Origin of the sequence: Hydrotalea sandarakina (assembly GCF_003254115.1) — a bacterium.
GTDB lineage: Bacteria > Bacteroidota > Bacteroidia > Chitinophagales > Chitinophagaceae > Hydrotalea > Hydrotalea sandarakina.
In genome coordinates this window covers 1-12505 of the sequence record NZ_QKZV01000014.1, presented here as the reverse complement: position 1 = coordinate 12505, position 12505 = coordinate 1, and the positions used below count along the sequence as shown (strand labels likewise).

The 12505-nt window shown below is 38.4% G+C and carries 12 protein-coding genes; 5 read left to right on the top strand and 7 right to left on the bottom strand.

The window, feature by feature from the left end; translation table 11 throughout:
• Window positions 1-477, bottom strand: a 477-nt coding sequence (locus tag LX80_RS14045; RefSeq protein ID WP_146250546.1) for a hypothetical protein, incomplete at its 3' end; no start/stop codon positions are given.
• A gap of 405 nt (window positions 478-882) precedes the next feature.
• Here LX80_RS14045 and LX80_RS14040 point away from each other — a divergent pair.
• The 3 genes from LX80_RS14040 to LX80_RS14030 all read left to right on the top strand — a co-directional run bounded on the left by LX80_RS14040 (window position 883) and on the right by LX80_RS14030 (window position 3568).
• Window positions 883-1569 carry a response regulator transcription factor gene (locus tag LX80_RS14040; protein ID WP_170120475.1) on the top strand — a complete coding sequence of 229 codons (687 nt, stop codon included), beginning with the start codon at window positions 883-885 and terminating at the stop codon, window positions 1567-1569.
• 185 nt (window positions 1570-1754) lie between these two features.
• The gene (gene upp / locus LX80_RS14035; RefSeq protein WP_111297285.1) at window positions 1755-2408 is read left to right on the top strand and encodes a uracil phosphoribosyltransferase; all 654 of its coding nucleotides are present in this window, start codon (window positions 1755-1757) and stop codon (window positions 2406-2408) included.
• Between the two features lie 155 nt (window positions 2409-2563).
• Window positions 2564-3568 carry a PorP/SprF family type IX secretion system membrane protein gene (locus LX80_RS14030; RefSeq protein WP_111297284.1) on the top strand — a complete coding sequence of 335 codons (1005 nt, stop codon included), beginning with the start codon at window positions 2564-2566 and terminating at the stop codon, window positions 3566-3568.
• A 21-nt stretch (window positions 3569-3589) separates the two neighbouring features.
• Here the strand turns inward: LX80_RS14030 and LX80_RS14025 are convergent, their stop codons facing one another.
• Window positions 3590-4201, bottom strand: a complete 612-nt coding sequence (locus tag LX80_RS14025) for a DNA-3-methyladenine glycosylase (protein ID WP_245898071.1) — start codon at window positions 4199-4201, stop codon at window positions 3590-3592.
• Between the two features lie 120 nt (window positions 4202-4321).
• On the opposite strand from LX80_RS14025, the gene LX80_RS14020 reads away from it, so the two are divergent.
• The gene (locus LX80_RS14020) at window positions 4322-5134 is read left to right on the top strand and encodes an EI24 domain-containing protein (RefSeq protein ID WP_111297281.1); all 813 of its coding nucleotides are present in this window, start codon (window positions 4322-4324) and stop codon (window positions 5132-5134) included.
• 23 nt (window positions 5135-5157) lie between these two features.
• On the top strand, window positions 5158-5859 hold the full coding sequence (locus tag LX80_RS14015; RefSeq protein WP_111297280.1) for an SAM-dependent methyltransferase: 702 nt from the start codon (window positions 5158-5160) through the stop codon (window positions 5857-5859).
• 6 nt (window positions 5860-5865) lie between these two features.
• Here the strand turns inward: LX80_RS14015 and LX80_RS14010 are convergent, their stop codons facing one another.
• The 5 genes from LX80_RS14010 to LX80_RS13990 all read right to left on the bottom strand — a co-directional run bounded on the left by LX80_RS14010 (window position 5866) and on the right by LX80_RS13990 (window position 12390).
• Entirely contained in the window at window positions 5866-6642 is a 777-nt protein-coding gene (locus LX80_RS14010; protein ID WP_111297279.1) for a DUF4249 domain-containing protein, read from the bottom strand.
• A 3-nt stretch (window positions 6643-6645) separates the two neighbouring features.
• Window positions 6646-8988 (bottom strand): TonB-dependent receptor, encoded by a 2343-nt coding sequence (locus LX80_RS14005; RefSeq protein WP_111297278.1) that lies wholly within the window; start codon window positions 8986-8988, stop codon window positions 6646-6648.
• Between the two features lie 166 nt (window positions 8989-9154).
• Complete coding sequence (locus LX80_RS14000; RefSeq protein ID WP_111297277.1) at window positions 9155-9547, bottom strand: hypothetical protein; 393 nt, start codon at window positions 9545-9547, stop codon at window positions 9155-9157.
• A 1-nt stretch (window position 9548) separates the two neighbouring features.
• Window positions 9549-10919 carry a M20/M25/M40 family metallo-hydrolase gene (locus tag LX80_RS13995; RefSeq protein WP_111297276.1) on the bottom strand — a complete coding sequence of 457 codons (1371 nt, stop codon included), beginning with the start codon at window positions 10917-10919 and terminating at the stop codon, window positions 9549-9551.
• Window positions 10920-11169: 250 nt separating this feature from the next.
• The gene (locus tag LX80_RS13990) at window positions 11170-12390 is read right to left on the bottom strand and encodes an IS256 family transposase (RefSeq protein ID WP_111297081.1); all 1221 of its coding nucleotides are present in this window, start codon (window positions 12388-12390) and stop codon (window positions 11170-11172) included.
• Window positions 12391-12505: the final 115 nt, after the last annotated feature.

The window sequence follows — 12505 nt, the reverse complement described above, 5'->3', positions numbered from 1 at the left end:
ATTTTGTGGAATTATCGCCTTGTATAGCGAATCGGCTTTTTTATTGTTCTTATAAGTAAGAACAGAGTAAAGTGATTTCTTTAAATCAATAAACTCAATATTTTTTAATTCACCATTGTATAGGTTGGGTCTTACAAAAATTGATTGAACCTCATTATTGTATTTGTATAGATAAAACATTCCCTTACTATCTTGAAGAGGAATTCTAATCATGTAAGTATTATTAATAATGGCTTCTTGTGCTTTATCAATGATAATTTTTGGGGCATCTGAAACTGATTTGTCGTAACTATAATTCCACTTTAAAATATCAGCATAAGAAATGTTACGATGTTTTTGGATAGTTTGGACATAATTTACCTTGCTAAAATTCCTGTCTGTCTTTGTGCAGGAATAAATTGCTGCGGTCAATAAAATTGCTGCAACAAAAATTTGAAAGTGTCTTTTATAAGAACGTTGTTGAAAATACTTTTTCATGTTAATTTGGTTTTAGGTGTGTCAAATTACTATTGCTTACAACACAAATATTACTGCTAGTAAAGTTGGCAGTGCTATTGATAATAAAGTTCTTTTTTAAATTTTGCTAATGTTTATTTTACCCTCCCCTGCCTAACACTCATGGGTCAGATGTTCAGCGGATTTTTTAATCTGCTTATCTGCAGCGGAATACAGCAACCCATTATATGGCCATTATAACAAGCAGGCATCCCTTTTTTGCCGGTAAATGCTATTATTGGTGTACTTCAGATAATTGCATATAAATATACTATAACCGCCCCCCAAAAAACAAGCGTATTTCTACGCAATTTTTTAAAAACCCTAAACAAAATTTTGTAATTCGTTTTGTTTTACATAATATTGGAATATTAAATGTATTCCTGTATGGCTACCCCTTTTTCCGCAGCCATTGTTGATGACCGTTTGCGTGATTTGGAATTAGTGAAAACCAATCTCCAAAAAATTAAAAATTGTTCCATTCTTTGCACCCATACCAACCCTTATCATTTTTTTGAACATTTAAATACCACCCGTCATTTACCCGATATTGTTATTACCGATTGCCAAATGCCCGAAATTGATGGCATGGCATTAACGCGTTTAATGAAACTGTTTTTCCCTTCCATTCAAATAATTGTTGTTTCCGGCTTATTGGTTGAATCGGATGTGGCTGAACTGATAGACATTGGTGCCAATGCCGTAATTGCCAAAGGGTCTTTACAAATATTGAACAATCAAAGCCTTCCCTTAGCCATTGATGCTATTCAGCAAAACAAAGTGTTTATTGATCCGTTTTGGAATCAATCACTGATACAAAAAATGCGCAAACAAACGCAAAAGAAAAAAGAAGAATTAAAAACACCCCATTTCTCCCAACACGAATTAAAAATTTTACAATTATTAGTCACACATCCCGACTATGAAAAAATTGCAGAATTTTTAAATGTTTCAAAACGTACCGTAGAAGGATATGTTCAAAAAATTTCGGAAAAAACACCCGACAACAGTAAAAAATCGAAACTAATAGCCTATGGCCTAAAGCATTATTTAGTGCATTTATTTAGGGGCTAACCTATTCTTTTTATTATTTTTTCGCTTTATTTTTCTTCCCTTTATGCAAATCATCCATCTTTTCAACAGCCCATTGGCTAACTTAATTTTTCACCTGTAATAGTGCATGAAGCAGGTAAATGCCGCCATTTCCATTTTTTACCTTTATTTTACAGCGTTTTAGTACCCTAAATGCACTGTTACCTATGATTGTTAATTTAAGTGATACCCATAGTTTGGTAAGTAATTTTACGGCGGAAATAAGAAACATTCATGTTCAAACCGACCGTATGCGCTTTCGTCGCAACTTAGAGCGCATTGGCGAAATTGCTGCTTATGAAATTAGTAAACAATTGCCCTGGCATGAAGTGGAAATACCTACTCCGTTAGGCATACATACCAGTAAAGTTTTAATAGAACAACCTGTTTTGGCTACCATTTTAAGGGCCGGTTTACCCATGCACCAAGGCATGCTGAATTATTTTGACAAAGCGGATAATGCTTTTGTTTCAGCCTATCGTAAACACCACCACGATGGCAGTTTTGAAATTAGTTTGGAATACATGAGTTGCCCATCGTTAGACAATAAAACCATTATTATTACCGACCCTATGCTGGCTACAGGGGCCTCATTGGTGAAAACCATTCAATTCATTCAACAGGAATATACGCCGGCTGCCATACATGTAGTGGCTGCCATTGCCTGCACCGTGGGTATTGAATTTGTACAAAGAGAATGTGGTACCAACATTCATTTATGGTGTGCCGATATTGATGACGAATTAACGGCAAAAGGATATATAGTGCCGGGACTGGGTGATGCCGGCGATTTGGCTTATGGGGCTAAGGACCAATCCTAACTTTTTTTTGTTAAATCGTTCAACAAACTAAAAAGATATACAGCATTTCTTGTAATTTGTATATCTGTTTTTCATCACCTATAAATGGCAAGGATGGGTTATTACAAATTACAACACAGTGTGTTGCATTTGCACAACCGTTGGCCGCTGTACCCATGAAAAAAATTGTACTATTTACCTTACTGCTGTTGGGATGTCTGCAATTGTGGGCACAAGACCCGCATTTTTCGCAATTTTTTTCTTCACCCCTTACCCTTAGCCCTGCCTTTACCGGCAAGTTTGATGGTAATATGCGCATAGCCGGTAATTACCGTAACCAATGGCCTACCATTAATAATGCCTTTACAACAGGCACTGCTTCTATTGATTTTCATATTATGCAAAATAAAATTGCCAGTAATGATGTTTGGGGACTGGGTTTTATGGCTTATAATGATAACAGTGCCAACGGTGCCGTAAAATTTAATTATGCTACCGTTTCCACTGCTTACCATAAAGGATTAGATGAAGATGGCAACAATACCATTGGCTTGGGTGTGCAATTAACGTATGCTAACATGATGATTAATACCGCAGGATTAACTTTTGAAGACCAGCTTACCAGCAATGGCTTTACCGGTGTTACCAGCGAAGTATTTAACGGTGCTACCCTAAAATCGAATTACATGGATGTAAATGCCGGTATATTATACAATGGCAGTACCGGCGAAAGAAATAATTATTATGTAGGCGTTAGCTTGTACCATATAACACGTCCGCAGCAATCATTTACCGGTGCCACCTATTCATTAAACCCAAGGGCTACCATTCATGCAGGTACCTATTTTCCCATTAGTGATAATACTACTTTGCACCTAAGTGCTTTACAAAGCTTTCAGGGCGGGGCTTCGGAAACAGTCATCGGCGGGGCTTTTCAATTTACCCCTACCCTTAATTTAGAACAAGATGTTAGCGTATATGCCGGTGCATGGATGCGTTTAAAAGATGCTATTATTCCGTATGTAGGCGTAGAATATGGCAGCTTTCGATTGGGTGCTTCCTACGATGTAAATACTTCTTCCTTAAAAACCGCTTCACAAGGTGTAGGTGGCATTGAAGTATCGCTGATTTATATTCAAAAACGCAGCGATGCCAAACCTATTAGCTGCCCCAAGTTTTAAAACATTCAGCAGTTCACCGGCTCATCGTTTCTTTCCACTTACATAAGGATTATTTTTCAGGAAAAACCGATAGGGCAGCAGGGCATCTTCTCCTGCATAGTCAACCCCTATCCGTTGTGTAATCACTATATCTGTGGGCAATACTTTAAACCCATCATCGGCTATGTACAAATCCGTTTCCGTTAATAAGCGTCCGTTGTGTTGCCGATGAATACCCAAGGCTTTGGTAACATTCCCCGGCCCACGCCCTATGGAATAATCAGCCTTATTTTTTCCCATTCGTTGCTGCATAATGGCTATTCCCGTAACCGGCTCAATAGCCCTTATAAGAATAGCATGTGGGGTATTTTCACTTCCGGTAACTACATTAAACATTTCATGAATGCCATAACACAAATACACATATGCACAACCGCCCTGTGCATACATGGTTTTTGTGCGTGGCGTATAGCGCCCTCCAAAGGCATGTGAAGCCCTATCTTCCACCCCATTATAGGCCTCTGTTTCCACAATACGGCCAATAGTAAGTTGTTGGTGAAAATTAGTAATCAACAACTTTCCCAATAAACTTTTAGCCACATCGGTAACATGCATATCCCAATAAAATGAAAGTGGCAGTACTTGCATATCCATAATAATCAATTCATTGACAATTTAGTGTATTAAGGGCATTGAACCTTTTAGTCCATGTTTTAGCATTCATTTATGGCATAAATAAAATGAAACCGCTATTTTCGTAACAAAAACCCCCCATTGCTGAAGGAAATTATTATAGCAGTACAGGCCTATTTTAAAGCGCATCGGTTTATTAAACAACACCAATTGTGGAAGTGGATTATTATACCGGGTATTTTATATGCTCTGCTGTTTGTGTTTAGCATGGGTTTCTTCTTACATACTACCAGTGGTGTTATTGAATGGTTGAGTTTAAGAACAGGTTTAAAAACCTGGTTAGATAAAATGCAGAGTACCTGGCTGGGATTTTTATTTACATTATCCAGCTTAGGCTTACTGCTTTTGCAAATGCTGTTTTATTTCTCCTTCTTCAAATATTTTTACCTGATTGTGGGCTCACCGGTATTTGCCTATTTAAGCGAAAAAACAGAAGCCATTATTAATCATCAGGACTACCCCTTCAGCTTTCGTCAATTAGGTTCCGATATGTGGCGGGGTGTTCGGTTGGCCATTCGCAATGCGGTATGGCAAAGTATTTATGTAATTGCTTTGATGTTTTTAAGTATTATTCCTTTATTCGGATTAATTACGCCTATTATTGCCCTATTTATTGAAGCATATTACTACGGATTTTCTATGCTGGACTATAGCATGGAACGCCACCAAAAAACCATGAGTGAAAGCACCTATTACATTGGTACGCACAAGGGTATTGCCATAGGCAATGGTTTAGTGTTTTACTTAATGCATTTTTTACCTTTTATAGGGTGGGTATTGGCTCCGGCTTATGCAGTAGTGGCAGCAACGCTGGCATTGTATCCATTACATGAAGATGAACCCCCTAAAATTTATGTGCCCGGAAAACCTTCCGTAACCAACAAAAAAAATTAAACCATTTACTTTATTTCTTTGGCATGAAACCAGGCAAAGTTTTTTTAATTCCGGCTCCTTTATACGATAACGCATTAACTGCATTACCCCTGTATCTTTTACCTGCTATTCAGCAATGCCAGGCTTTTTTTGTAGAGAATGAAAAAACCACCAGACGCTATTTTAAATTGCTATGGAAAGAAATGGTGATTGATGATTATGCCTGGTTTACCATTCATAAAGCCGAGGGGGATGTGCTTGCCCATTTTAAACAACTGTTGCTGCAAGGAAAAAATATTGGTATTGTTAGTGAAGCAGGTTGCCCCGGCATAGCCGATCCCGGACAAATTTTAGTAGCTACTGCACAACAATTGAAGGCAACGGTACACCCTTTGGTAGGACCTAATTCCATTATTTTGGCATTGATGGCAAGCGGCATGAACGGACAACAATTTGCGTTTGAAGGATATTTACCGATTGATACTATTGAACGAAAACAAAAATTGAAAACATTAGAGCAATTATCTAAACAACACAACAGCACACAAATATTTATTGAAACCCCTTATCGCAATCAGGCTTTGTTACAAGACATACTGCAGGTTTGCAAAGCCAATACATTGCTTTGTGTAGCAGTTGATGTTACGGCCCCTACCGAACAAATTATTACCCAAACAATTGCCGAATGGAAACAAACCCAGTTGCCTTTGCATAAACGCCCCGCTATTTTTTTACTGCAAGCTTAATACCCTTTATTGTGGAATAACCACCGATTTACGTTGCCGCGTATGTGCACTAAAATAGCCCAAAACGCCACCGCTAATATTGCTGGTAGGATTGGCCGGTGTAGCAGCATTATTTTGTAAATCTTGCAACCCTCTTACATACTGATAAATCGGTTTATCAATACAACGCATTTCTACCATAATGGTATCGCCGGCGTTAATGGTACTGTCGGGCTCAATTAAAGGGCGTGTTGAAACACCGCCATTGGTTAAATTATCATCCCAAACAAAAATGCGCTTGTTTTCAACACCATTAATGTATTCAATAAACCAATAGTAGTTGGCAACATTGACAGGGTCGGTGTATTGCGGTTGAATAATAGGAATTATTTTTCCGGCAAATACAATATTATCCGTCAGCAATGCATCTAAGTTAACCTGCTGCGGCATGGTTGATGAAGCAGTATAAGTATTTCCACCCTGCACTACCTGTAAACGATAAGTAGCACCCGGTGTTCCTATTAAATTATTATTGGTATAGGTACCCGGGGAAGTTTGCAGCAATGGATATACGTTACCATATAAATCGCTGATAGTAACTGTTGCATCGGTAACCGGCGGGAACACATTATCGGCACTAAAATTCACTGTTTTCGATAACAATACTTTGGCGGGCGAACTATTGGTTACCGTACCTTCTATTACCAACTGTGGGGCTACATTTTTCAAATCAATATTGATGATTTTTTTGCAGGAAAAAAGCCCGGTTAAAAAAAGCAATGCTATATATACAACTACACGCATAGGTTAAAATTTAAAATTCCAAGTAATACTGGGAATAAAACGGAATAATGAGGTTTGCTGTGCTACCGTTTTATTCGGATTATTCGGATCATCAATAAACGTTATGAAATAGGGATTTTCTCTCCCATACACATTATACACGCCAAAAGTTAAACTGCTTTGGTATTTACGGTAAGGGTTATGTTTATTTTGAACGGTAGCAGCAATATCTAACCGATGGTAAGCAGGCATACGGTAGCCATTCCGCTCTGTGTACAAAAACACAGTTTGGTCGTTTACCCTGTATTTACCACTGGGATAAGTTACGGCATTCCCGGTATTGTACACCCAGTTTGCAGAAAGGCTCCACCGTTGGTTTACCTGGTAAATACCTACCACGGTAATAGCATGTGTTTGATCTTGCCGAGCCGGAAAATATTGGTTGTTGTTAATACCCGGAAACTTCCTTTCCGTTCTTGATAAAGTGTAACCTATCCAACCCGTTAATTTTCCTACTTTTTTCTTGGCAAAAAACTCAATACCATAAGCACGTCCAATACCATAAATCAATTCACTTTCTACATTGTCATTGGCTTGCAGGTCAGCCCCATTTCTATAATCAATTTGATTTTGCAACCATTTATAGTAGGTTTCTACTGAAAATTCATATACCTGATTTTTTGAATTTTTATAGTACCCTATGGCCACCTGATCGGCTATTTCAGGTTTTACATTATTGGTACTGGGCAACCATAAATCGGTAGGTGCCCCTACGGTTGAATTGCTGAGCAAATGCAAGTTTTGCACATTGCGATTGTATGAAAATTTTAAAGAAGCATAAGTATTCAACAAATAGCTGGCACTAAAACGAGGTTCTAAATTCCAGTAGCTGACAACGGCCTTCCCTTTAGGTACATGCAGGGTATCAATGGTATTGCCATTACTATCGTACTGATAATAATTACCGGGACCTACTGCCGATAAATTAGAAAGGCGCAATCCATATACAATATTCAGTTTATCATTAAAGCTTAATTCATGCGATACATACAATGCACTTTCATACGAATAGCGATTTTGTATGGTAGCACTTTTTAAATTTGAAGTAGCACTGGCAGTAATAGCACCCGGCGAAACAGTATGGTGTATAATGTTTCCGCCGAATTTTATTTTGTTGTTGTTGTTGATGAAATAATCAAAATCCTGCTTCAAATTCCAGTCTTGAATTTTAGAAGTTATTTTAAACTGGTCGGTACCAGATTTAATGCGAATAACATAATTGTAATTACTGAAGATTAATGAAGTGTTTGAAAACAGCTTATTACTAACAATATGGTTCCAACGTAAGGTGCCGGTAGCATTACCCCAATCGCTGCCAAAAGTTTCGCCAAAGCCCAATACATCGCGACCAAAATAACCGGATAAATACAAATGATTTTTATTATTTAGGGTATAGTTGGCTTTTAAATTCAAGTCGTAAAAATATAGTGTGTTGGTATTAATGGCTGAATCGGGTGAAAGTTTTAAAAACAAGTCGGCATAGGTTCTACGCCCACTAATAATAAATGAACCTTTATTTTTTACAATAGGCCCTTCCACGGTTAATCGTGATGCAATTAAGCCAACACCGCCATCTACATGGTATTCCTTGTCGTTACCATCCTTCATTTTTATATCAACCACACTACTTAATCTGCCACCATATTGCGCCGGCATACCTCCTTTATAAACGGTAACATCTTTAATGGCATCGGAATTAAAAGTGGAAAAAAATCCTAATAGGTGTGAGGCATTATACACCGGGGCTTCATCCAATAAAATTAAGTTTTGATCGGCACCACCTCCTCTTACAAAAAAGCCGCTGTTACCATCACCGGCCGATTTAATACCCGGTAATAATTGTATGGATTTTAACACATCGCGTTCCCCTAATAAAACCGGCAACTGATTCACTTCACGCATATTCAGTTTATCAACCCCCATTAAAGGCTTGGCTACATTTTCGTTTTTCTTTTTAGAAGAAACCACTACTTCTTGCAAAGTATTGGTTAATGGAACCATATTAAAATTTTGTTCACGGTTACTATTGAAATTAATTTTTTCATTAATGGTTGCATAACCCGCATAACTCACCATAACGGTATAGGTACCCGGTTTAACAGTAATGGAATAAAACCCATAAGCATTGGTAGTAACACCAATACCCGGTATTTCTTTTAATTGAATAACAGCACCAATTAATAATTCACCCGATGTTTTATCGCGAACCACTCCATTTAATGTAAACTTGTTTTGTGCCTGCGCAGTGAATGCCGCTACCACGAATAATAACCATAGGAAAATACGCTCAAAGCCGGTTTTCTGCATAATACCCTTCATTTTTTGTAGTGATTACAACAAATAATTGTGCATTTAGTTGATGCATGCGCAAAGATGCAAGATAAAATAATAGCAAATCATGCATTTGTATGAACAAAAACATGCAGGGAAATAAAAATAATGAAAAAATAATATTTGTGTATTGAGTGAATGATTATTGAGGTTCAATGGTGCCAACACCCCCATTGCCGCGTATTTCAATTACACTATCTACAATAAATTTCTGCATACCGCGCCAGGGCAATGCACCCATGTACAGTTTATAATGCAAATTCATATCACGCCCCGAATTTTGTTCTAATATAGCTGCTACTTTAGGATTGGTTACACTAAATGAAAACTCATTGCTTTGCACATTGGCTTTAAAACCACTTTGTATAATTTTTCCTTCCCAGGTTTTAAAAATAACCCCCTTGTGCTGAAATGTATTCAACACACCGGCTTTGGTGCCCGTTGCAAATACAAAATAAAATTGCCAGTAAAACCAGCCGGCAGCAATAATTATGAGAATAATAATGGTATTACGCAGCCATTTTCTTGCTTTCATATTAAAAATATTTGTCTACAAGATACACCAGTCCTGCCATATTAATGGCGCCTAATAACAATTCTCTTTTATTCACCGCTTCAAACACATCGGCTTTGGTATGGTGAATATCAAAATAGCGTTGGTTATCGGGCATTAAGCCACAGGCGGGAATATGAAAATGGCGAACCAATGGGCCAATATCGGCACCGCCACCATTGGCATTAATAACATCGGTACCATAGGGTTGCAGTAACGGAATCCAGCTTCTGATTAATGCTAATTTTTCGGCATTGGTACTGCATCCAAAGCCACGCGGTGTAAAGCCACCTTCATCACTTTCTAAAGCAAAAATAGGTTCATCGCTTTGCTGAGCAGCAACACGGGCATACTCATTACCTCCACGCATGCCATTTTCTTCATTGGCAAATAATACAAAATGCATACTATGTTTGGGGCGATAACCCAATGCTTTAAATGCTCGCAATATTTCAATGGTTTGTACTATACCGGCACCATCATCGTGGGCGCCTTCACCTTCGTCCCAACTATCTAAGTGGCCACCAACGGTAATGTATTGATGTGGCAATTCCGTACCCCTTAAAACCCCTACTACATTATACCCAACGGTATCAGGCAAAAAATGTCCATAGGTTTCTAAGTGTAATTGTACGGGCATGCGTTGACACCAGGCATATAAACTATCGGCATCTATTAAACCCAAAGCAGCAGCCGGAATTTTAGGAAAAGAATCATTATAAGCCATTACGCCAGTATGTGCATTGTTATCGGTTGAGCCGCTTAACGAACGAATCACCACACCCACTGCACCGTATTTAGCGGCTATGGATGCCCCATTTCGGCGATAGACACCCGTTTCGCCATAAGCCCTGCCGGGTACTATGTACGTAGGATTGAAAGGATAATTAAAAAATACAATTTTACCCTTGGCCTCATTTTTACGAGCCTCTAATTCCTCAAAATTTTTAACGGCTAATACCGATGCCGTTATACCGCCTTTGGGGGTTCCTAATGAATTACCCAAGGCAGTAACCGATAAACTTTTTTGTACTTTACGGTTACCCATTTGCGTTATTACCGCTTTATCTTTTCCACCTCTTACCCAATGGGGTACCATGCAGGGCTGCAAATACACAGAATCGGCACCGGCAGCTTTCATTACTTTTTCGCCCCACAAAACGGCCTGCATAAATTGCGGCGAGCCCGCCAAACGGCCGCCAATTTGTTTGGTTAACTGGTGCAATAAGGTATAGGCTTGCCCTTGGGTTAACACATTATCGGCTAACTGTTTTAAAAAAGTACTATCAGTGGCTTGTTGTGCCCGGGTTAAAAAAGGGAACAATAAAAAGGCAAAAAATATTTTTTTCCGCATAAACAATCAGGGTTTGGGTATATAATTCTGTACTATACAAGTTATAGGCATAAAGATAAGGTAAAGCCTGCCAATTTGGTCATTATACAACCCATTGCCCATCCATATGGCTATCAACAGCGTTACGCAACGCTGTTGACCCGAAGCAGTATCGAAGCAGGGTCGAAGCAATAGCTTACTTAAAACGAGAATGTTAAAATAACTGTGTAAGCAGAGATAGAGAGTAGTTTAGAAAACTGCGTAAAGGGTATTAAGTTTTTACATCACACCTTTGTTCACCAAAGATATCAATAAAATTAAGTAACATCATTGGCCAAGCATCTTGAGGCTGCGTCCATTTTTTCTGTATTTGCATCAGAGCCAGGTAAACAACCTTTTCCAGCGACTGGTCATTCGGTAACATGGTCTTGTTTTTTGTGTATTTGCGGATGATACGATTAATGTTTTCAATGATATTTGTTGTATAAACGATTTTTCTGATGCAGGCAGGAAATTCAAAGAAAGTAGCGAGATTAACCCAATTGGTTTTCCATGATTTGGCTATGTAGGGATACTTTTTACCCCATTCAGTTTCAAAATTTTCCAGATAGTGTAATGCCGTGCTTTCATCGCAGGCATCATAGACTTTCTTAAGAGCTGCAGCTACAGCTCTTCTATCTTTCCATACTACAAATTTCAAAGAGTTTCTTAGTTGATGAACAATGCATATTTGTGTTTTTGTCAACGGATAAACTGTATTGATAGCTTCTGTAAAACCTTTAAGATTGTCCGTACTGCTCAGCAGTATATCTTCCACTCCACGACTTTTTAAGTCGGCCAAAACATTCATCCAAAAAGCGGCACTTTCATTGTTACATAGCCACATGCCTAATACTTCTTTATATCCTGTGTTGTTAAGCCCTATAGCTATCTGTACCGACTTGTCTTTCACTTTTCCTTCCTGACGTACCTTGAAAATGATGGCATCCATCCATACAATCATATATACCTTATTCAATGGCCTTTGTTTCCATTGGTCAATATGTTCAATAAGGCGATCTGTGACATGAGAAATGTGTGCTTCGCTCATAGATACACCATAGAGGTCTTTAATGGCACTTTCAATATCGCGAGTACTCATTCCATGCGTATATAGGGTGAGAACATGATCTTCAATCTCTTCCATAATCCTTTTTCGTTTAGGAACAATTAGAGGTTCAAAACTGCTATCCCTGTCCCTTGGAACTTCAATACTGATTTGACCTAGTTTTGTTTTGATCTTCTTGCTTGTTTTACCGTTGCGACTATTGGGGAAGGAGGAGGCTTCTGCCGAATGCTTTTCATACCCAAGGTGGTTGTCCATCTCTGCCTCCAACATCTCTTGAATAGCTTCTTTGAATACTTCCTGCAACAGATTGCTTACACCGGTAGTACTCTTCTGCTGTTTTACTTGTTCTTTCAGCAGTTGCTTTAAAAGTTCTTTGTTTGTCATATAATTTACTGTGTTTTAAAGGTAATTAATCGGCAGTCAACCCAAACTACTCATCTCTACTCATCTTTTAGCCTTTGACTGCCTCACCCCTTTACACAGTTTTCTAAACACTACC

Coding starts and splice junctions, on each gene's coding strand:
- LX80_RS14040 (WP_170120475.1), top strand. CDS start 883: ATGGCTACCCCTTTTTCCGCAGCCATTGTTGATGACCGTTTGCGTGAT.
- upp (WP_111297285.1), top strand. CDS start 1,755: ATGATTGTTAATTTAAGTGATACCCATAGTTTGGTAAGTAATTTTACG.
- LX80_RS14030 (WP_111297284.1), top strand. CDS start 2,564: ATGAAAAAAATTGTACTATTTACCTTACTGCTGTTGGGATGTCTGCAA.
- LX80_RS14025 (WP_245898071.1), bottom strand. CDS start 4,201: ATGGATATGCAAGTACTGCCACTTTCATTTTATTGGGATATGCATGTT.
- LX80_RS14015 (WP_111297280.1), top strand. CDS start 5,158: ATGAAACCAGGCAAAGTTTTTTTAATTCCGGCTCCTTTATACGATAAC.
- LX80_RS14010 (WP_111297279.1), bottom strand. CDS start 6,642: ATGCGTGTAGTTGTATATATAGCATTGCTTTTTTTAACCGGGCTTTTT.
- LX80_RS14005 (WP_111297278.1), bottom strand. CDS start 8,988: ATGCAGAAAACCGGCTTTGAGCGTATTTTCCTATGGTTATTATTCGTG.
- LX80_RS14000 (WP_111297277.1), bottom strand. CDS start 9,547: ATGAAAGCAAGAAAATGGCTGCGTAATACCATTATTATTCTCATAATT.
- LX80_RS13995 (WP_111297276.1), bottom strand. CDS start 10,919: ATGCGGAAAAAAATATTTTTTGCCTTTTTATTGTTCCCTTTTTTAACC.
- LX80_RS13990 (WP_111297081.1), bottom strand. CDS start 12,390: ATGACAAACAAAGAACTTTTAAAGCAACTGCTGAAAGAACAAGTAAAA.